Origin of the sequence: Burkholderia ubonensis, assembly GCF_902833085.1 — a bacterium.
In the GTDB taxonomy this organism is placed as follows: domain Bacteria; phylum Pseudomonadota; class Gammaproteobacteria; order Burkholderiales; family Burkholderiaceae; genus Burkholderia; species Burkholderia ubonensis.
Genome location: NZ_CADFEB010000009.1, coordinates 401,568 through 419,850, shown reverse-complemented (window position 1 = coordinate 419,850; position 18,283 = coordinate 401,568). Strand labels below are relative to the sequence as shown.

General features: G+C 66.0%; 19 protein-coding genes. 9 read left to right on the top strand and 10 right to left on the bottom strand.

Going from position 1 to position 18,283, the window contains the following annotated elements:
• Positions 1 to 188: 188 nt before the first annotated feature.
• Together HWX31_RS26150 and HWX31_RS26145 are read right to left on the bottom strand one after the other, a co-directional pair.
• Positions 189 to 1,145: a LysR family transcriptional regulator gene (locus HWX31_RS26150; RefSeq protein WP_010094234.1), complete on the bottom strand. Its 957-nt coding sequence runs from the start codon at positions 1,143 to 1,145 to the stop codon at positions 189 to 191.
• Positions 1,146 to 1,274: 129 nt separating this feature from the next.
• Complete coding sequence (locus HWX31_RS26145; RefSeq protein WP_174964266.1) at positions 1,275 to 1,817, bottom strand: MarR family winged helix-turn-helix transcriptional regulator; 543 nt, start codon at positions 1,815 to 1,817, stop codon at positions 1,275 to 1,277.
• 104 nt (positions 1,818 to 1,921) lie between these two features.
• Between HWX31_RS26145 and HWX31_RS26140 the strand changes: the two genes are divergently transcribed.
• Positions 1,922 to 2,770, top strand: coding sequence for an alpha/beta fold hydrolase (locus tag HWX31_RS26140; protein ID WP_174964265.1), 849 nt, complete (start codon positions 1,922 to 1,924; stop codon positions 2,768 to 2,770).
• 16 nt (positions 2,771 to 2,786) lie between these two features.
• Here HWX31_RS26140 and HWX31_RS26135 read toward each other — a convergent pair whose 3' ends face one another.
• The 5 genes from HWX31_RS26135 to garD form a co-directional block, all read right to left on the bottom strand.
• Entirely contained in the window at positions 2,787 to 3,227 is a 441-nt protein-coding gene (locus tag HWX31_RS26135) for a DoxX family protein (RefSeq protein ID WP_174964264.1), read from the bottom strand.
• A gap of 369 nt (positions 3,228 to 3,596) precedes the next feature.
• The gene (locus HWX31_RS26130) at positions 3,597 to 3,968 is read right to left on the bottom strand and encodes a DUF1493 family protein (protein ID WP_174964263.1); all 372 of its coding nucleotides are present in this window, start codon (positions 3,966 to 3,968) and stop codon (positions 3,597 to 3,599) included.
• Positions 3,968 to 4,399, bottom strand: a complete 432-nt coding sequence (locus tag HWX31_RS26125; protein ID WP_174964262.1) for an STM2901 family protein — start codon at positions 4,397 to 4,399, stop codon at positions 3,968 to 3,970. The genes HWX31_RS26130 and HWX31_RS26125 overlap by 1 nt, the downstream gene beginning before the upstream one ends.
• 292 nt (positions 4,400 to 4,691) lie before the next feature.
• Positions 4,692 to 5,147, bottom strand: a complete 456-nt coding sequence (locus tag HWX31_RS26120; RefSeq protein WP_174964261.1) for an RbsD/FucU family protein — start codon at positions 5,145 to 5,147, stop codon at positions 4,692 to 4,694.
• Between the two features lie 130 nt (positions 5,148 to 5,277).
• A complete protein-coding gene (gene garD, locus HWX31_RS26115; RefSeq protein ID WP_174964260.1) occupies positions 5,278 to 6,834 on the bottom strand; it encodes a galactarate dehydratase in 1,557 nt (518 codons plus the stop codon).
• Between the two features lie 230 nt (positions 6,835 to 7,064).
• On the opposite strand from garD, the gene kdgD reads away from it, so the two are divergent.
• The gene (kdgD, locus tag HWX31_RS26110; RefSeq protein ID WP_174964259.1) at positions 7,065 to 7,979 is read left to right on the top strand and encodes a 5-dehydro-4-deoxyglucarate dehydratase; all 915 of its coding nucleotides are present in this window, start codon (positions 7,065 to 7,067) and stop codon (positions 7,977 to 7,979) included.
• Between the two features lie 132 nt (positions 7,980 to 8,111).
• Here the strand turns inward: kdgD and HWX31_RS26105 are convergent, their stop codons facing one another.
• Positions 8,112 to 8,651 carry a hypothetical protein gene (locus tag HWX31_RS26105; RefSeq protein ID WP_174964258.1) on the bottom strand — a complete coding sequence of 180 codons (540 nt, stop codon included), beginning with the start codon at positions 8,649 to 8,651 and terminating at the stop codon, positions 8,112 to 8,114.
• 152 nt (positions 8,652 to 8,803) lie between these two features.
• On the opposite strand from HWX31_RS26105, the gene HWX31_RS26100 reads away from it, so the two are divergent.
• Both HWX31_RS26100 and HWX31_RS26095 read left to right on the top strand, forming a co-directional pair.
• The gene (locus HWX31_RS26100; protein WP_059681620.1) at positions 8,804 to 9,718 is read left to right on the top strand and encodes a LysR family transcriptional regulator; all 915 of its coding nucleotides are present in this window, start codon (positions 8,804 to 8,806) and stop codon (positions 9,716 to 9,718) included.
• A gap of 103 nt (positions 9,719 to 9,821) precedes the next feature.
• Complete coding sequence (locus HWX31_RS26095) at positions 9,822 to 10,952, top strand: DSD1 family PLP-dependent enzyme (RefSeq protein WP_174964257.1); 1,131 nt, start codon at positions 9,822 to 9,824, stop codon at positions 10,950 to 10,952.
• Positions 10,953 to 10,998: 46 nt separating this feature from the next.
• Here HWX31_RS26095 and HWX31_RS26090 read toward each other — a convergent pair whose 3' ends face one another.
• Positions 10,999 to 11,631 carry a helix-turn-helix transcriptional regulator gene (locus HWX31_RS26090; protein ID WP_174964256.1) on the bottom strand — a complete coding sequence of 211 codons (633 nt, stop codon included), beginning with the start codon at positions 11,629 to 11,631 and terminating at the stop codon, positions 10,999 to 11,001.
• A 133-nt stretch (positions 11,632 to 11,764) separates the two neighbouring features.
• Here HWX31_RS26090 and HWX31_RS26085 point away from each other — a divergent pair, with 133 nt between their 5' ends.
• The 4 genes from HWX31_RS26085 to HWX31_RS26070 all read left to right on the top strand — a co-directional run bounded on the left by HWX31_RS26085 (position 11,765) and on the right by HWX31_RS26070 (position 14,988).
• Complete coding sequence (locus tag HWX31_RS26085) at positions 11,765 to 12,736, top strand: ornithine cyclodeaminase family protein (protein WP_174964255.1); 972 nt, start codon at positions 11,765 to 11,767, stop codon at positions 12,734 to 12,736.
• Between the two features lie 25 nt (positions 12,737 to 12,761).
• Positions 12,762 to 13,733, top strand: a complete 972-nt coding sequence (locus HWX31_RS26080) for a threo-3-hydroxy-L-aspartate ammonia-lyase (RefSeq protein ID WP_174964254.1) — start codon at positions 12,762 to 12,764, stop codon at positions 13,731 to 13,733.
• A gap of 74 nt (positions 13,734 to 13,807) precedes the next feature.
• Positions 13,808 to 14,275 carry a YbaK/prolyl-tRNA synthetase associated domain-containing protein gene (locus tag HWX31_RS26075; RefSeq protein WP_174964253.1) on the top strand — a complete coding sequence of 156 codons (468 nt, stop codon included), beginning with the start codon at positions 13,808 to 13,810 and terminating at the stop codon, positions 14,273 to 14,275.
• On the top strand, positions 14,266 to 14,988 hold the full coding sequence (locus HWX31_RS26070) for an HAD family hydrolase (RefSeq protein WP_174964252.1): 723 nt from the start codon (positions 14,266 to 14,268) through the stop codon (positions 14,986 to 14,988). Before HWX31_RS26075 ends, HWX31_RS26070 begins: the two co-directional genes overlap by 10 nt.
• 74 nt (positions 14,989 to 15,062) lie before the next feature.
• Here HWX31_RS26070 and HWX31_RS26065 read toward each other — a convergent pair whose 3' ends face one another.
• Positions 15,063 to 16,640, bottom strand: coding sequence for an aldehyde dehydrogenase (NADP(+)) (locus HWX31_RS26065; RefSeq protein ID WP_174964251.1), 1,578 nt, complete (start codon positions 16,638 to 16,640; stop codon positions 15,063 to 15,065).
• 227 nt (positions 16,641 to 16,867) lie between these two features.
• Here HWX31_RS26065 and HWX31_RS26060 point away from each other — a divergent pair, with 227 nt between their 5' ends.
• Entirely contained in the window at positions 16,868 to 18,244 is a 1,377-nt protein-coding gene (locus tag HWX31_RS26060) for an MFS transporter (protein WP_279613158.1), read from the top strand.
• Positions 18,245 to 18,283: the final 39 nt, after the last annotated feature.

Sequence of the window (18,283 nt, the reverse complement as noted above, 5' to 3'; positions counted from 1 at the left end):
TGGTGTGTTCGAGTCTTGGCCTCGTCGAACACCACTCAATTTACCGACACGAAGCGGCACGCCGTTTTAAAAATTAAAAGCTGGATGTAATTTTGTTGAGAGATTCGTGAAAAAGCCTGCCGGGTGCTTCTTCACGCGAAAGAATCGGCCGGGCGGCGCGCCCGCCGGCACGCGCCGCCGCGGCCCGCTCAGAGCGCGTGCGCCGCGCCGGGTTCGAGCGCGTTCGCGCTCGCGAGATCCTTGAACAGCATTCGCATGCTGCGGATGTCGTGGTTCTTTTCCATCTGGGTCGCCCAGATCACGTCGAGCGTGAAGGTCGGAAAGCCGAGCGGCACGTCGCAGATCTGCACCGACGGCGGGATCGACAGGTACGGAATCAGCCGTTGCGGCAGCGTCAGCACGACCGGCAGCCGCGAGACGATGTTCAGGCAGGCCTGATACGTGTTCGCCCGCGCGACGATGTTGCGCGAGCGCCCGAGCTTCTCGAGCCAGCCGTCGATCATGTTGCGCTCGGAGATCCACGGCGTCGGAAACACGTGATGCATGTCGCAGAATTCGTCGAGCGTCACGCGCGTCGTCGGCGCGAGCTTGCGCGATGCGGTCAGGCACACGAACGTGTCGGACAGCACCGACTCCCATTGCAGGTCCGGATGCAGCCGGTGATAGCCGGGGCCGAAGCCGGTCGCGAAGTCGATCTCGCCGGCGAGCAGCCGCTCGACCGGCAATTCGCGGCCGAGCCGCTCGACGATCAGCGACGTCTCGCGACCGCGCTTCATGAACGATTCGAGCACGCCCGGCAGCAGCAGCAGCTCGAAATACTCCGGCGCGCACACGCGAATCACGCGGTGCGCCGCCGCGGCGACCTGGTCGTCGTCCATGTCCGCGCAGTGGTTGACCGCATCGATCACGTTGCGCAGATACGGCTCGATCGCCTCGGCTTTCGGCGTCGCCACGAGGCTGCCGTGATCGACGTCGAACAGCACGTCGTGAAAGCAGTTGCGCAGCCGCTTCAGGCAATAGCTGACGGTCGGCTGGCTGATGCTCAGCACCTCGGCGGTGCGGCGCGCGCTCTTGTGTTCGTACAGGCACAGAAACACCATCACGTCCTGCAAGTCGAGTTGGCGCAATACGTTGTTGTTGAGCACGATATGTCCTGGTCGTTTTTCGTTGTGTTTTTCGTTGTGTTTGTCGTTGTGATGCATGCGGGCCCTCTCAAGCCCGCACGGCTCGGCGCGCGGTCCATGCGCGCCGGCCGCGTTGCGCACGTTACGCGCCTAGCCGGTCCCGTCGTCCGGCGCCAGCGCCTCGCCCGGCAGCGCGAGCAACGCGGTCTTCAGCAGCGCGGCGAGCGCCGCGCGCTCGCCGCGGTTCAGTCCGCCGAGCAGCAGGTCCTGCGTCTCGACGTGCACCGCGACGGCCCGGTCGATCAGCGCGAGCCCGTCCGGCGTGAGCCGCACCGCGAGCCCCCGGCCGTCGTGCGGGTTCGGCACGCGCTCGACGAGGCCCGCCTGTTCGAGCCGCATCAGCCGGTTGGTGATTGCGCCCGACGTGATCATCAATGAGCGGTACAGTTGCGTCGGCGACAATTCATACGGCTTGCCCGCGCGCCGCAGCGTCGCGAGCACGTCGAACTCCCCTTCCTTGAAACCGAACGGCGACAACGCCTCGGTGCGCGCCTTTTCACAGTGCTTCGCCAGCCGCGCCAGCCGGCCGAAGATCTCCATCGACGTCACGTCGAGCCCGGGCCGCTCGTCGCGCCATTGCGCGACGACCCGGTCGACGTGATCGACGCGATCGCTGGATGCCTGAGCGCTCATGAATATCCTCGCATCTGATGAGGTCATCGAACCCCGCTTGTCATGAATATATCTCAATATTAAGATAACCACGAGAGCGCACGTGGGCGCGCAACGGAGCATAAATGGCAAAACTATCATTCAAAGACCACGATCTCTATTACGCGGACATCGGCAGCGGCCTGCCGATCATGCTGATTCACGATCTGGGCAGTTGCGGACTCGCCTGGGCACGCCAGGTGCCGTTCCTGCGTCACGCGGGATATCGCGTGATCGTGCCGGACCTGCCCGGTCACGGCGCGTCGTCGTATCCGTCGCGCACGCTCGCGATGGGCGAGCTCGCCGCCGACCTGGAGAGCCTGCTCGATCATCTCGGTCTCGACAGCGCGGCGCTCGTCGGCCTGTCGCTCGGCGGCGCGATTGCGCTGACGATCGCGATCGACGCGCCGTCGCGCGTCGGCAAGCTGGTGGTGTGCAACGGCTGTTCGAACCTGGTCGCCGACGACCACATGCGGCGCGTCGCGCAATGGAAAGCGGGATTCCAGCGTGGCGACGGCCCGGTGCGCTGGTTCGAGGAGATGTGGCCGTCGCTGGTCAGCGCGGAATTCGCGCAGTCGGAGCGAGGGGAAATTGCGTATCAGATCGGTCATGCGCGCGCGGCCGCGACCGACGCGGCGCATCTCGCGCGCATATGCGACAGCATTGCGAGCTACGACGTGCGGCGCCGCCTGAATCTCGTGCGCAGCGAAACGCTGGTGCTGCACAGCGAGGACGACGGCGTGTATCCGCCGGTCGAAGGCCAGCGTCTCGCGGCGATGATCCCGGGCGCGCAGTTCGGTTCGCTGCCGGGCAGCGGCCACCATCCGAACATCGATCGCGCCGACACGTTCAACTGGACGCTATTGCACTTCCTGTCCGGTCACGATCCCGCGTTCGCCGCGCGCGCCGAGCCGCCGGGCCTGCCGTTTCAGTAGGCGGCCGGGCGCGCGTTCAGCGCAGGCCCGAACCGTACGACGAAGCGGGCCGGCGCACGCCGTCGATGCTCACGCCGCCCGCGCCGGTCACGAACAGCAGCAGGAAGCCGCCGGCGATCGCGACGTTCTTCCAGAAATGGATCACCATCTCGTGCTGGACGGCGGGGTTCGTCGCGTCCCAGAAATTGTGCCCGACCACCGCGGTCGCCAGCGTGTAGAACGCCATCAGCAATGCGAGCGGCTTCACCTTGTAGCCGACGATCAGCAGCAGCGCGCCGAGCCCTTCGATGGCGACGACGACCGGCGCGACATAGGTCGGAAACGGCACGTTCAGGCCACGCAGGTAGCTGACTAGGTCGCCGTAGCCGAGCAGCTTCATCACGCCGCCCCACAGAAACAGCGCCGCCAGTGCCAGGCGCGCGAAAAAAATGACGGCGGAATCGACGGGACGCGTCATGCCTTTCTCCTCGTTGCGGTTCGGCCTGCCGAGCGGGTCGCGGCCCGTGCGGCCCGCGGGCCTGAGCGGCCCGGCAAATGGGCCAGCATAGAGGCTCTTTCGGGCGAGTCAAAGCAAAAGGTTGTAGCAAAACGTTGCAACCTCGCTCAATCCCCGCGGATCTGCCGAAAATTCATCAGCAGATTCATGGTCTTACCCTGCCCATGTAAAGCGAGTGGCGGTGCACCGACTCCTTCTACGTGACGGCAAACGCGACGGGACTGCGACCTGTCAACCGGCCATTTGCGGTTAGGGTCGTCACCGTTAATCCTCTCCCCGGAAATAGTGAAGCCGCCCGAAGGCGGCTTCACTCGACCATCGTCCTGCCCTCTACCGGCTGTTGACCATTAGCGCTTCAATATCAGTGGTATCCCAACGTCCTCGACGCATCGCCTCAGCCAACATCCCAAGCGTCAGCGGGACTAGGTCCGCGTCTCGATGCTTCTTCGAGAACAGCCCAAGAATCGACTTGATTACATCGAGACTGTCGGGACCGAAGTACCGACTGTATGGAAAGCCTTGGGCCTCCACGCCGAACTTCTCGGCCCATTTGTCGACGAACTCGACGGCATCAAGGCCCGTCAAGCGCAAGTCCTCCTCGAGTCTGCTGTCCGGCGTCAACTTCAACGGCCCCCCGAAGATCGGCTTGCCTAGTTCTTCCCGGGCAAAGGCTTCAAGTTGATCCCAAATCGCATCCGCCATTACAGCACCCGATCTTCAGGTTTCACGATCCGGTTGTACGATGCCACCGTGTTTCGCATGATGAGAAAAACATCTATCGACACTACCACGACCCCAACCACAGGAATAGCCCGTCCGACAAACGCCCCAAGATTCCGAGTCGTTGCGATGCGGAGACCGCCAACACCTGCCTTCGTAATGGTAGGCAAGCGAATTCGGACATTGTAGGGCAGCATATTTCGCGCGGCCATCGATATAACCGATGTTCCCGATACCGCACCGCCGAGCTTCCCCGAAACCGGCACATCGTTCTGACCTAGCAATATTGCTGCTGCACCGGCAAGGTCGGAGAATCCGAGTTGCTTCTGAATTTCGTCGATCGCCACATACACGAACAAGTCGGCAGGCGTGAGGTTGCGGTGAATGCCATAGGTATATCGGTTTTCGCTCATCGTTTCCCAAATTTTAAGCGTGGCGGCGCTGCTCTCTCGGCGCAAGGGCATGTCCCGCGAAGTCGCTACATTATCTGATCGGGCAACGTAGAAACGGCTCGCTGCTTCAGGACCGGCTTTATCGTGTATGAAAACGCGACGGGCGTATCTGCTTGATTCGATTCGCTTTCGGATGCAAGAAAAATATTTCCCCTTCAAATCAAATGCTTAATGGAATCAAAACGGCCAGGTAACGTCGCAGCAAGTCTTAATACGACGCAGGAGCCTCTGCGCGGAGAAACCTCACAAATGTTTAACGCGCGTCGCTCAACAACACGCCCTTCTTGAACAGAAAGCAGCCGTAGCCGCGCGACTCGCCGGTGACGATCACCGCATACGCCTGCTGCGCGCGCGCGTAGAACGCGAACCGGTCGATGCCGGCGAGCGGCACCGCGCGCCCTTCCGCGCGATCGATCTCGGCCTGCACTTCGCGCTGCACCGGCGGGACGGTAACCGGATCGCCGACGACTTCCATCCGCGCCGCGGGCGCATCGACGAACGTGTCGAGCGGCAGCACGGACAACACCGCGTGCACGACCCGCGCCGAATCGGCGCCGTCGATGCGCAGCGCGCGGCCGACCGCCGTATGCCGCGCGACGGACTCCGCCGGAAAATTCGCATCGCAGATCACCACTTCGTCGCCGTGGCCCATCGCACGCAGCGCGTGCAGGATGTCGGCGTGCAGCAGCGGATCGAGGTTCTTCAACATGACGGCAGATCTCCGGGATTGTGAACGAACCGCATACGTTACCCGATCCCGGCGGCCGCTGCGCGCCCCAAACGAATGCGGGCGCCGCGAAGGCGCCCGCATGCCGATCGGCCGTCCGATCGCCAGCGCGTCAGGTCACCGGCGCAGGATTGAACAGCGCCAGCGCGTTCGCGAGCTTCCATTGCTCGGCCCACGTGCGGCGCTTGCCGCTCGCGACGTCGAGCATCAGCCGGAACAGTTCCCAACCCACGTCCTCGATCGTCGCCGCGCCGGTCGCGATCTGCCCGGCATCGAGATCCATCAGGTCGTGCCAGCGGCGCGCGAGGTCGCTGCGCGTCGCAACCTTGATCACCGGCACCTGCGCGAGACCATACGGCGTGCCGCGCCCGGTCGTGAACACGTGCAGGTTCATCCCCGCCGCGAGCTGCAGCGTGCCGCAGATGAAATCGCTCGCGGGCGTCGCCGCGTACAGCAGCCCCTTCTGCCGTGCGCGCTCGCCCGGCGGCACGACGCCGGCGATCGGCGCGCTGCCCGATTTCACGATCGAGCCCATCGCCTTCTCGACGATGTTCGACAGGCCGCCCTTCTTGTTGCCGGGCGTCGTGTTCGCGCTGCGGTCGACGCGGCCGCGCTGCAGGTAGCGGTCGTACCAGTCCATCTCGCGGATGATCGCGCGCGCGACGTCCTCGTTGGCCGCACGCGACGTGAGCTGCGCGACGCCGTCGCGCACTTCCGTCACCTCGGAGAACATGATCGTCGCGCCGGCGCGCACCAGCAGGTCCGCCGCGAAGCCGACCGCCGGGTTCGCGGTCAGCCCGGAGAACGCGTCGCTGCCGCCGCACTGCACGCCGACCACGAGATCCGACGCCGGGCAGGTCTCGCGGCGGCGACGGTTCAGCCGCTCGAGATGCGACTCGGCCATCGTCATGATCGAGTCGATCATCGAGTTGAAGCCGACGTGCGCGGCGTCCTGCAGGCACACGACGCCGCCGTTGTCACCCGGTTCGCCATCGGCCGCGACCGGAATCGCGCCCGGCGGCAGCAGACGGTCCGGCTGCAGTTTTTCGCAGCCGAGGCTCACCGTCATCACCTCGCCGCCGAAGTTCGGGTTCAGGCTGATGTTGCGCAGCGTGCGGATCGGGATGTCGGCATCGGGCGCGTCGATCGCGACGCCGCAGCCGTACGTGTGCTCGAGCCCGACCACGTCGTCGACGTTCGGGTAACGCGGCAGCAGCTCGGCCTTGATCCGCTTCACCGCGTGCTCGACGACGCCCGACACGCACTGCACGGTCGTCGTGATCGCGAGGATGTTGCGCGTGCCGACCGAGCCGTCCGGATTGCGGAAGCCCTCGAACGTATAGCCTTCGAGCGGCGGCAGCGGCGGCGCGTTGCGGGTCGCGAGCGGCAGGTCGTCGAGGCCCGGCGGCTCGGGCATGCGCATCGTGCGCTCGTTGACCCAGCTGCCGCGCCGCAGGTCGGCCAGCGCGTAGCCGATCACGATGTTGTAGCGAACGATCGGATCGCCGGCCGCGAGATCGGCCAGCGCGACCTTGTGCCCCTGCGGCACGCCCTCGCGCAGCGTCAGCCCGTCGGCGAACGTCGCGCCCTCGGGCAAGCCGCCGTCGTTGACGACGATCGCGACGTTGTCGTCCGGATGCACGCGGATATATAGAGGAGAAGCAGTCATCGAAATTCCTGGCGGCTACGGGCCAAATTGTTAGTCATCATATGACATTGAACACCACCGGAGCATCGTACGTAAACCCTTATCCGGAAAGACCCTATCACGGTGCCGACAGCAAACCGCTTGCACCGCCTTTGCCATCGTTGTACGATGACATACAACGACATCGCCACTCTTGGCCCGCATGACGTTCCTGACGAACCCAGCACTCGCGCTAGACGGACGACCCAATCATGACTTCTCCGCAAGAACTCAAACAGATCATTTCCCACGGCCTGCTGTCGTTTCCGCTGACGGATTTCGACGCGAACGGCAACTTCCGCCCGACGACCTACGCCGAGCGCCTCGAATGGCTCGCGCCGTACGGCGCGACGGCGCTGTTCGCCGCGGGCGGCACGGGTGAATTCTTCTCGCTCACGCAGCGCGAGTACTCGGACGTGATCCGCGTCGCGACCGAGACCTGCAGGGGCAAGGTGCCGATCCTGGCCGGCGCGGGCGGCGCGACGCGGGTCGCGATCGAATACGCGCAGGAAGCCGAGCGCCTCGGCGCGAGCGGCATCCTGCTGATGCCGCACTACCTGACCGAGGCGAGCCAGGAAGGCATCGCCGAGCACGTCGAGCAGGTGTGCCGTGCGCTGAAGATCGGCGTGGTGGTCTACAACCGCGCGAATTCGAAGCTGAACGCGGACATGCTCGAGCGCCTCGCCGACCGCTGCCCGAACCTGATCGGCTTCAAGGACGGCGTCGGCGACATCGAGAGCATGGTCACGATCCGCCGCCGGCTCGGCGAGCGCTTCTCGTACCTCGGCGGCCTGCCGACCGCCGAAGTCTATGCGGCGGCGTACAAGGCGCTCGGCGTGCCGGTGTATTCGTCGGCGGTGTTCAACTTCATCCCGAAGACCGCGATGGAATTCTACGAAGCGATCGCGAAGGACGATCACGCGACGGTCGGCCGCCTGCTCGACACGTTCTTCCTGCCGTATCTGCAGATCCGCAACCGCCGCGCGGGTTATGCGGTCAGCATCGTCAAGGCGGGCGCGAAGCTCGTCGGCCGCGATGCGGGCCCGGTGCGCGCACCGCTCGTCGACCTGAACGACGAGGAAGTCGCGCAGCTCGACGCGCTGATCAGGAAGACGGGGCCGCAGTAAGCGGTTCGCAGGCCGGTATGACGGAGCGGCCGAGCGCCGCTTCGCGTGTGATGCAGGGCAGCCCGGCACACGCCGGGCTGTTTGCGTTCGGGCGGGATCGGTCGGTGCGAGATTGCGCCCCGGCCGCCGCCGTCACATCTTCGCAATGCTCTCGACGATCGCGCGGCGCACACGCTCCAGCTTCGCGCTGGCCACGGCGAACCGGGTGCTGTCGCTGCCGCCCGGCTTGTCGCCCAGGAGCTGCTCCCGGACGCTCGGGTCGACGACCGTATCGAAGAACTGCCGCACGGTCAGCATCGCGTATTGCTTCGCGCGCGCGAGCTGCTCGTTGGCCTGGGTCAGCGCGGCGAAGCGGGCAGCCGGGTCCTTGTCGTCGATGCTGCGCCGGTACTGCAGCGCGAATACCAGCGCCTCCATATCCAGCTTGAATCGGCGCACGGCCGCGCCGAAGGCAAGCGAATGCGCGTCGGCCCCGGTGACGGGGCGGCCCTTGTTGATCGTCACGTCGAAATCGCTGCCGCCCAGTTCACGCTGCAGTGCGAACAGTTCGTTGCTGAGGACGCGCCCTTCGCTGTATTCGCCGACCTGGCTGCGGACCGATCGTGCGACGTCGCCGATCGCCTTCCACAATCCGGCGGCGAACAGGTGATCGCCACGCTTGCTGATGTTCATTGCGTCTGTTCCCTCGTTCTGATTTTTCTCGATCTCTCAGGCTTCGCTCGCGGGCCTGACGGCCCGAAGCTCCGCTACTGTAGGAGAAAATCCGGCGACGCGAAAGCCGGCGACGCATAATGCCCGGCAAAGCTCGCATTAAGGTACGCGAAATGCTCGATCTGGAAGACCTTCGCCTCATTCGCGCCATCGGGGCGTCACGCTCGCTGGCCTCTGCCGCGAGGCTGCTCGATCTCACGCCCCCTGCCGTCACGATTCGCCTGCAGAGAATGGAGGAGCGGCTGGGCGCAAGGCTCGCCGTGCGGAAATCGAACGGGATTTCCTTGACCGACGAGGGGCAGCGGCTCTATCAGGAAGCGCTGGATATTCTCGAGCGAGTGGAGGCCTTGCCGGTCCATATCTCGGGGGAGCACGGGGAAGTGCAAGGCACGCTGCGCGTCGTCGCCCCTTTTGGCTTCGGGCGGAAGTACGTATCCCGGATCGTGCGCGACGTGCAACAGGCGCATCCCAAGCTCGAAATATCGCTGCACCTGTCGGAGAGCCCATTGGCCCATGCGTCCGGCGCCGACGTGGTCGTGCACATCGGCACCCTCAAGTCGTCGTCCTGGGTCGGGTATCCGCTGGCGCCCAACGAGCGATTCCTGTGTGCGAGCCCGGCGTACGCACGCCGCATCAAGGCGCTGAATCACCCGACCGACCTGGCACGCTACGACTGCCTGTGCCTGCGGGAGAACGACGAGGACGTACCACGATGGCGCTTCTCGCAGGAAGGCGACCCTCGACGGTCCACCGTCATCCGCGTCGCAGGCGCGCTTTCCTCCAATGACGGCACCGTCATCACGGAATGGGCGCTGGCCGGGCTCGGGATCGTGGAACGCTCCGAGTGGGACGTCGCGCCATTGCTGGCGAACGGCAAGCTCGTCAGGTTGCTGCCCGACTGGCGGTTGCCGTCCGCACCGGTGACCGCGCTCTTGCCGTCGCGAACGGGCAGGTCCGTCCGGCAGCGGATTTTTCTCGAAACCGCGAAGCAGTTCCTCAGCCCGCCGCCCTGGCGCAACAACGCATGAGGGATTAAACGTCGCTTAATGATGGATTAGGCAGCCGTTAAGCACATCGGCAGTCGTCGGGCCTACAGTGTTCGCGTCGATAACACCTCGAGGCGAACGCATCATGGGCATTCAGACGCTCGACACCCCCGCCGCATTGATCGATGCCGGTCGCATGCGTCGCAACATCGAACGCATGCAGGCGCATCTGGACAAGCTCGGGGTCAAGTTCCGGCCCCACGTCAAAACCACCAAATGCCGGCACGTCGTCGACGCGCAAATCGCGGCGGGCGCGCAAGGCATCACGGTCTCGACGCTCAAGGAAGCCGAACAGTTCTTCGCGGGAGGGGCCCGGGACATCGTCTACGCGGTCGGCATGGTTCCCGCCAGGCTTGGCCAGGCGCTCGCGCTGCGCCGCCAGGGCTGCGACCTGAAGATCGTCACCGACAACCTGCATGCCGCGAAGGCGATCGCCGATTTCGGGCGCGAGCAAGGCGAGCGCTTCGAAGTCTGGATCGAGGTCGACGTCGACGGTCATCGCTCCGGCATCCAGCCGGAGGACGAGCTGCTGATCGACGTGGGGCGGGTGCTCGTCGATGGCGGAATGATCCTCGGCGGGATCCTGGCCCACGCCGGCTCCAGCTACGAATACGACACCCGGGAAGCGTTGGTGAAGATCGCCGAGCAGGAGCGCAGCCGCACCGTGCGCGCCGCGGAACGCCTCAGGGCTGCGCGGCTGCCTTGTCCGGTCGTGAGTATCGGGTCGACGCCAACCGCACTCTCGGCCGAAAACCTCGAGGGCGTCACGGAAGTTCGGGCCGGCGTCTACGTGATGTTCGACCTCGTCATGCACAACGTGGGCGTTTGCGCGCTGTCCGAGATTGCGCTCTCGGTGTTGACCACCGTCATCGGACATCAGGAAGAGAAAGGCTGGGCGATCATCGACGCGGGCTGGATGGCCATGAGCCGGGATCGTGGAACGCAGCGTCAGGCCCGGGATTTCGGCTACGGCCTGGTATGCGCGGAAGACGGTGAAGTGCTCGGCGAGTACGTCGTGAGCGCGGCCAACCAGGAGCACGGCATCGTGTCGCACTTGCGCACGCCGGACGCAGACATCGCGAAGCGATTTCCGATCGGCACCCGCCTGCGCATTCTGCCGAATCACGCGTGCGCCACCGGCGCGCAACATCCCGAGTATCACGCCGTGGGCGACGATGGCTCGGTACAGACCTGGCCGCGATTCCATGGATGGTGAGCGAGTCCCTGGTGGGGGCGAATGCCGCGACTCGCGAGAGGCTCAGTTACTTGGCGTCGTTGTACACGGTTGCGCGCGATACGCCCAAGTGTTGCGCAATCGTCTCCATCGACCGCCGCAAGTCCAGATAGCCCTCTTCCTTGAGCGCCTGCATCAGCGCCCTGCGCTGGTCGGTACGAAGCGCCTGCGGCGTGGTTGCCAAACCGACCGCGAACCGGTCGATCCGCTCGCGAAGCGAGTCGGCGGTCGATGGGTCCAGCGATTCCTTGACCCCCTCCCCGCTGGGAACCGAAAACTGTTCCAGCAGTGTCGCGATGCTGCGAAACAGCGTCACGTCGACGTTCAGGCAGAGGGCGGCGAAGTAATGCCCTTCGGAATCCTTGATGCCGATCGACGTGCTTTTGGCCTGGCGCCCGTCGCTGAACCGATTCGCATAGTTCGCGAGCACTTGCGGATAGCTGTCGTCCGCAATGCGAGCCAGGCCGAGTTCCGTCGCGGGGTCGCCAACCTCGCGCCCGGACAGGTTGTTGTGGATGGCGAGAATCGCGTGCTTCGGCGAGCGCAGGTCGTGAACCACCACCTCCGTAAACGGCGCCAGCGTCTCGCCCAGCCCCGCTGCGATTTGCTTGACCTGCTCGAGAATGACCTGCTGTTCGCCGGTCAGTCGTTTCTTAGCCATCCTGGACTCTTCATCTAAATTTGGTCGCATTGTATAGGTTCTGCGCAGCGCCGCACGACTTGACTGTTCGTCCAAGTTTATACAAACTGCCAAAACTCCCGACTGGCATTGCGCCAGACAGGCTGACCTGACGATGCCGACAGACGCCCAACTCCTTCTCCTCGACCGGGATGCCGTCGAACCCGCCCTTCAAGCCGAGCAAGTCATGGCCGCGGTTCGCGAAGCCTTTGTCCTGCACAGTCAAAGGGCCGGACGGGTTTTTCCTGTGGTCCGCGAAAAGCTGCACACGGGCGGCGTATTCGGCATCAAGTCCGGCGACGTCGCAAGCCAGGACCTTCTCGGATTCAAGGCGGCCGGATTCTGGCCAGGCAACCGGGGCCGGGGCGGCGAGCCTCACCAGGCAACCGTCGCGCTGTTCGACCCGCACACGGGCCGCCCGCTTTGCATCATGGACGGCAATGCGATCACCACCGCCCGGACCGGTGCGGCGGGCGGCCTCGGGCTGCAACTGCTCGCGCGCCCCGAGAGCACCCGAATCTGCGTGTTCGGCACGGGGGTACAGGCGCGCGTCCAGCTCGCATACGCACTGAAGCTGCTGCCGCAGCGTTGCACGGTGCAGTACGTGAACGTCGGCGGCGAGCCGGAGCCGGGGTTCGAAGCGGCATTCCGGGACCAATGCGCGATCCGCGTGGCACGGGACCGCAACGATGCGGTGGCGAACAGCGACGTCGTCATCACCGCCACGCCGGGCGGCGGCGCGTTGTTCGATGCCGATGCGGTTCAGCCGGGCACCCACCTGACGTGCGTGGGCGCCGACACGGCAGGCAAGCGCGAACTTCCGGACGGCGTGCTGGCGCGTGCGCGCATTGTCGTCGACGACCGGGAGCAGGCGCGCGGCATTGGCGAGTGTCAATGGGCGCCGGCGCTGCCGTGCACCGAAATCGGCGACCTTCTTGCGGGAGCGGCGTCCATCGATCGCTCGCCGGGCGACATCACGGTATTCGACATGACCGGGCTCGCGCTGCAAGACTTGACGGTCGCGCGTTTCCTCTATGATCAGGCCATCGGGAACGGAGCCGGCATCTCCGTTCCCTGGCCTTGGTGAAACACATCTGACCAGCGAATCTCACATGACCACGACTTTCGAACTTCCCACCTTCGCCGACGTCGAGGCAGCGGCAACGCGCATCGCCGGCATTGCACATCGCACGCCCGTTCACACGTCGCGCACGCTGAACGAACTGATCGGCGCAGAGGTGTTCGTCAAATGCGAGAATTTTCAGCGCATGGGCGCCTTCAAGTTTCGGGGCGCCTTCAACGCGCTGTCGAGATTTTCGCCGGAACAGCGCAAGGCCGGCGTCGTCGCGTTCTCCTCCGGAAACCACGCGCAGGGCATCGCCCTTTCCGCGCAGATCCTGGGCATCCCGGCAACGATCGTGATGCCGCACGATGCTCCCGCGGCGAAGGTCGCGGCGACCAAAGGATACGGCGCCGACGTCGTCATTTACGACCGCTATGCCGAGGACCGCGAAGCAATCGGCCGCCGCCTCGCCGACGAGCAGGGCCTCACGCTGATTCCGCCTTACGATCACCCGGACGTGCTCGCCGGACAAGGCACCGCCGCGAAGGAGCTGTTCGACGAAGTGGGCGCGCTCGATGCGCTGTTCGTGCCGCTGGGCGGCGGCGGGCTGCTCTCCGGCACCGCGCTGTCGACCCGGGCGCTCGCGCCGCAATGCATGTTGTACGGCGTCGAGCCGGAAGCCGGAAACGACGGCCAGCGCTCGCTGCGCAGCGGACAAATCGTCCACATCGATACGCCCAGGACCATCGCCGACGGTGCGCAAACCCAGTACCTCGGCAACTACACGTTCGCCATCATCAAACGCGACGTGAATGATATCGTCACGGCGTCGGACGCCGATCTGGTGAACGCGATGAAGTTTTTCGCGACGCGCATGAAGATGATCGTGGAGCCGACCGGATGCCTCGGGCTGGCCGCCGCGCTGAATGCGAAGGAATCGCTCGAGGGCAAGCGCGTCGGCATCATCATCAGCGGCGGCAATATCGACCTCGAGCGGTTCTGCTCGCTCGTGGCGTCGTAAGCGTCGGCGCCGGGCGGTGCGGTTCCGGTGACGCAACCTGCAACGTGTCGGGACAATTGAATACCATGTCATCCATGTATGAGAAGCTGGTCGCGTTGCTCGACCGTGAAGGCGCCAGGTATCGGGTGATCGAACACCCGGCGGAGGGACGCTCCGACCTGGTTGCGGCCATTCGCGGGACGTCACCGGGGCAAGGCGCGAAAGCGATGCTGTGCAAGGGCAAGGACGCCGGGCAGGCGTTGATTCTCGCGATCCTTCCCGGGGACAGGAAGCTGGACTTCAAGAAGGTCGCGGCAGCGGCCGGGCTCAAGAAGGCCACGCTCGCGTCAGCCGACGAAGCGCAGCATGAAACCGGGTGCGCGATCGGGGCGATCCCTCCGTTCTCGTTCTCGTCGACCATCAAGCTGATCGTCGATCCGGATCTGATCGGCAGCTTCGATGAGATCGCGTTCAACGCGGGCCGGCTCGACCGATCCATCGTGCTCAGTTCGGCCGATTACGTCCGGATCGCCAATCCGCTCCTTCAGCCGCTATGCGTCTAGGCAAGGTATCCGCCATCTCGTTCGACCTCGACGACACCCTGTGGCCGTTCGGGCCGGCCGTCGAGCGTGCCGAAGCGACGCTGCATGCATGGCTGCTCGAGCACGCGCCCAATACGGCGCGCATCCTGCCGACGCGGCAAGCGCTGAGCCAGTTGCGCAGCGAATACGAGCGCTCGCGCCCGGACCTCGTCAACGACTATCGTGCGCTGAGAATCGGTTCGATCAGGCTCGCGCTGGAGCGGGCGAAGGAAGACGTCGACCTGGCCGAACACGCATACCGCGTGTTCTTTTCCGCCCGGCAGCAGGTCGAGTTCTATGACGACGTCCGGCCGGCGCTGGCGTGGCTGAGCGCCAGGTTTCCGCTCGTCGCCGTGACGAACGGCAACGCGGACCTCCGGCTGACCGGCGGCAGCGAGTTCTTTCGTGACACGTTCAGTGCGGGTGCGCTGGGCACCGCGAAGCCCGAGCCCGGAATATTCCACGCGGCCGCGAGAGCGGCGAACGTGCATCCCGCGGAATTGCTTCACGTGGGTGACGATTTTCATCTCGACGTTCTCGGGGCATTGAACGCCGGGCTGCAGGCTGCGTGGCTGGTTCGCCGGAATCATCCCGAAATGGAACGCGTGGAGCCCGACACGCGCTCCCCGCACCTCACCATTCACGACTTGTCGATGCTGTGTCGCGCCCTCGGCGGACCGGTCGACTTGTCTTGATGGTGATACGGGGAACCGCGCGATAGCGCCCGCGAGCGGGCGCCATCCTCTTCAAGGTTTTCGCAGGCCCGCGCTCACGTCGCGTTGCCGTCGCGCAGACGCGGAATCCCGAGCGGGTTCGCTTCCTGCAGCCCTTCCGGCAGCAGGTCGTCCGGGAAGTCCTGGTAGCACACCGGCCGCAGGAAGCGGTCGATCGCGGTCGCACCGACCGACGTGACTGCCGGGTTCGACGTCGCCGGGAACGGCCCGCCGTGCACCATCGCATCGCACACCTCGACGCCGGTCGGGAACCCGTTGACGAGCAAACGCCCCGCCTTGCGCTCCAGGATCGGCAGCAGGCGGCGCGCGAGCGGCTTGTCGGCCGCGTCCATCTGCAGCGTCGCCGTCAGCTGGCCCTCGAGCGCGTCGAGCACGCGCGCCAGTTCGTCGACGTCGCGGCAGCGCACGATCAGCGACGACGGCCCGAACACCTCATGGCTGAACGCCGGCTCGTCGAGAAACCCCTGCGCGGACACCTCGAACAGCGCGCCGCTCACGTCGCAGGCGCCCTGCGCCGCCCCGCCCGCGCCGAGCTGGCGCACGCCCGGCAGCTCGGCGAGCTGGCCGCGGCCGGCGCGGTACGCGTCGGCGATGCCGCGCGTCAGCATCACGCCCGCCGGCTTCGCCGCGAGCGCCTGCGCGGCGGTCGCGGCGAAGCGGTCGAGATCCGGACCGTCGAGCGCGAGCACGAGCCCCGGGTTCGTGCAGAACTGGCCGACGCCGAGCGTCAGCGAATCGACGAAGCCCGTCGCGATCGCGTCGCCGCGCGCGGCGAGCGCGGCCGGGAACAGCAGCACCGGGTTGATGCTGCTCATTTCCGCATAGACCGGGATTGGCTGCGGGCGCGCGTTCGCAAGCTGCGTCAGCGCGACGCCGCCCTGCCTCGAACCGGTGAAGCCGACCGCCTGGATCGCCGGATGGCCGACGAGCGCCGCGCCGATCACGCGGCCCGGCCCGATCAGCAGCGAGAACACGCCGGCCGGCATCCCGCACTTCGCGACCGCCGCGCGAATCGCGCGGCCGACCAGCTCGGACGTGCCGAGATGCGCCTCGTGCGCCTTCACGATCACCGGGCAGCCGGCCGCGAGCGCCGACGCGGTGTCGCCGCCGGCGACCGAGAACGCGAGCGGGAAGTTGCTCGCGCCGAACACGGCGACCGGCCCGAGCGGAATCTTCTGCAGCCGCAGGTCGGCGCGCGGCAGCGGCGTGCGCGCGGGCTGGGCCGGATCGATCGACGCGGCGAGAAAGCGCCCGTCGCGCACGACCCGCGCGAACAGGCGCAGCTGGCCGACCGTGCGGCCGCGCTCGCCCTGCAGGCGCGCCACCGGCAAGCCGGTTTCGGCGTGCGCGCGCTCGATCAGCGCGTCGCCGAGCGCGACGATCTCGTCCGCGATCGCGTCGAGGAACGCGGCGCGCGCCGCCAGCGGCTGCGCGCGATACGCGTCGAACGCGTCGCGCGCGAGTTCGCACGCGCGCTCGACGTCGGCCAGCCCGCCGACGCCGAACGCCGGCGCGTCGATCGCCGCGCCCCGCGTCGGGTCGAACGCGTGCAAGGTTCCGGCCGAGCCGTAAACCGCATCGGCGCCGATCAGCATCTCACCTGTCAGTTGCATGGGTGTGCTCCGTGGTTCGGGAATAGGTCACCTATTGTAGCCCAACAGATATGATGTCTGCCGACTAGATTTTGGCGTGCCGAGTTCGAATCGCGAGCCATGCCGCGACTGAATAGCCGTCTACATAGTGGGATTCTGCGGCACTAGCGAAAGGGAAAACCCGGGTTACGCCGCGCGGCCACTCGTCACTAAACTGCACGCCATGTCATACGACGACGTACGTTAAAGTGCCTAATCAGACCTCCTCCCGCGATCTCCCGATCGACCTGGCCCGGGCCGCGCGCCGCACCGCCGTGCGCTACTGGATCCTCGCGATGCTGTTCGTCGTCACGACGCTCAACTACGCGGACCGCGCGACGCTGTCGATCACCGGCACGCCGATCCGCAAGGCGTTCGGCATCGACCCGGTGACGATGGGCTACATCTTCTCGGCGTTCAGCTGGGCGTACGTGCTCGCGCAGCTGCCGAGCGGCTGGCTGCTCGACCGCTTCGGCGCGCGGCGCGTGTATGCGGGCAGCATCTTCCTGTGGTCGGCGTTCACGCTGCTGCAGAGCACGATCGGGCTCGGCGGCAGCGCGGCGTTCGCGGTCGCGGCGCTTTTCGTGATGCGCTTCGCGGTCGGCATCGCCGAGGCGCCCGCGTTCCCCGCGAACGCAAAGGTCGTCGCGAGCTGGTTCCCGACCGCCGAACGCGGCACCGCGTCGGCGATCTTCAACTCCGCGCAGTACTTCGCGGCGGTCGTGTTCTCGCCGCTGATGGCGTGGCTCACGCACGCATACGGCTGGCACCACGTGTACCTGTGGCTCGGCCTCGCCGGCATCGCGCTCGCGCTCGTTTGGCTGCGCGTCGTGAAGGACCCGGCCGATCATCCGGCGGTGAACCGCGCGGAACTCGAGCACATCGAGCAAGGCGGCGGCCTCGTGCGCACGAACGCACGCGGCAACGGCGCGCCCGCCGAGAGCAGCAAGGTCGCCGGCTGGTACTACGTGCGCCAGCTGCTGTCGAACCGGATGCTGATCGGCGTCTATCTCGGCCAGTACTGCGTGAACGTGCTCACGTACTTCTTCCTGACGTGGTTCCCGATCTATCTCGTGCAGGCGCGCGGGATGTCGCTGCTGAAGGCCGGCTTCATGACGTCGCTGCCCGCAATCTGCGGGTTCCTCGGCGGCGTGCTGGGCGGGATGCTGTCGGACGCGCTGATCCGGCGCGGCGTGTCGCTGACGCGCGCGCGCAAGATCCCGATCGTCGGCGGGATGCTGCTGTCGATGGTGATCATCGGCTGCAATTACGTCGACAGCGAAGCGCTCGTGATCGTGCTGATGGCGCTGTCGTTCTTCGGCAAGGGCATCGGCTCGCTCGGCTGGGCGGTCGTCGCGGATACCGCGCCGAAGGAAGCGATCGGCCTGTCGGGCAGCCTCTTCAACATGTTCGGCAACACGGCGGGGATCGTCGCGCCGATCGCGATCGGCTACCTCGTCGGCGCGAGCGGCTCGTTCAACGGCGCGCTGGTGTTCGTCGGGCTCAACGCGCTCGTCACCGTGCTGAGCTACCTCGTGATCGTGAAGGACATCAGGCGGGTCGAATTGCGGCATCGCGCCGCGTGAACGATCGGAAGGGTTCGACGGCCGCTGCGCGCGGCCGCC

What these genes read in the sequence shown, in the direction of transcription:
- HWX31_RS26145 (WP_174964266.1), bottom strand. Translation starts at nt 1,817, where the DNA reads ATGAGCGCTCAGGCATCCAGCGATCGCGTCGATCACGTCGACCGGGTC.
- HWX31_RS26140 (WP_174964265.1), top strand. Translation starts at nt 1,922, where the DNA reads ATGGCAAAACTATCATTCAAAGACCACGATCTCTATTACGCGGACATC.
- HWX31_RS26135 (WP_174964264.1), bottom strand. Translation starts at nt 3,227, where the DNA reads ATGACGCGTCCCGTCGATTCCGCCGTCATTTTTTTCGCGCGCCTGGCA.
- HWX31_RS26130 (WP_174964263.1), bottom strand. Translation starts at nt 3,968, where the DNA reads ATGGCGGATGCGATTTGGGATCAACTTGAAGCCTTTGCCCGGGAAGAA.
- HWX31_RS26125 (WP_174964262.1), bottom strand. Translation starts at nt 4,399, where the DNA reads ATGAGCGAAAACCGATATACCTATGGCATTCACCGCAACCTCACGCCT.
- HWX31_RS26120 (WP_174964261.1), bottom strand. Translation starts at nt 5,147, where the DNA reads ATGTTGAAGAACCTCGATCCGCTGCTGCACGCCGACATCCTGCACGCG.
- garD (WP_174964260.1), bottom strand. Translation starts at nt 6,834, where the DNA reads ATGACTGCTTCTCCTCTATATATCCGCGTGCATCCGGACGACAACGTC.
- kdgD (WP_174964259.1), top strand. Translation starts at nt 7,065, where the DNA reads ATGACTTCTCCGCAAGAACTCAAACAGATCATTTCCCACGGCCTGCTG.
- HWX31_RS26105 (WP_174964258.1), bottom strand. Translation starts at nt 8,651, where the DNA reads ATGAACATCAGCAAGCGTGGCGATCACCTGTTCGCCGCCGGATTGTGG.
- HWX31_RS26100 (WP_059681620.1), top strand. Translation starts at nt 8,804, where the DNA reads ATGCTCGATCTGGAAGACCTTCGCCTCATTCGCGCCATCGGGGCGTCA.
- HWX31_RS26095 (WP_174964257.1), top strand. Translation starts at nt 9,822, where the DNA reads ATGGGCATTCAGACGCTCGACACCCCCGCCGCATTGATCGATGCCGGT.
- HWX31_RS26090 (WP_174964256.1), bottom strand. Translation starts at nt 11,631, where the DNA reads ATGGCTAAGAAACGACTGACCGGCGAACAGCAGGTCATTCTCGAGCAG.
- HWX31_RS26085 (WP_174964255.1), top strand. Translation starts at nt 11,765, where the DNA reads ATGCCGACAGACGCCCAACTCCTTCTCCTCGACCGGGATGCCGTCGAA.
- HWX31_RS26080 (WP_174964254.1), top strand. Translation starts at nt 12,762, where the DNA reads ATGACCACGACTTTCGAACTTCCCACCTTCGCCGACGTCGAGGCAGCG.
- HWX31_RS26075 (WP_174964253.1), top strand. Translation starts at nt 13,808, where the DNA reads ATGTATGAGAAGCTGGTCGCGTTGCTCGACCGTGAAGGCGCCAGGTAT.
- HWX31_RS26070 (WP_174964252.1), top strand. Translation starts at nt 14,266, where the DNA reads ATGCGTCTAGGCAAGGTATCCGCCATCTCGTTCGACCTCGACGACACC.
- HWX31_RS26065 (WP_174964251.1), bottom strand. Translation starts at nt 16,640, where the DNA reads ATGCAACTGACAGGTGAGATGCTGATCGGCGCCGATGCGGTTTACGGC.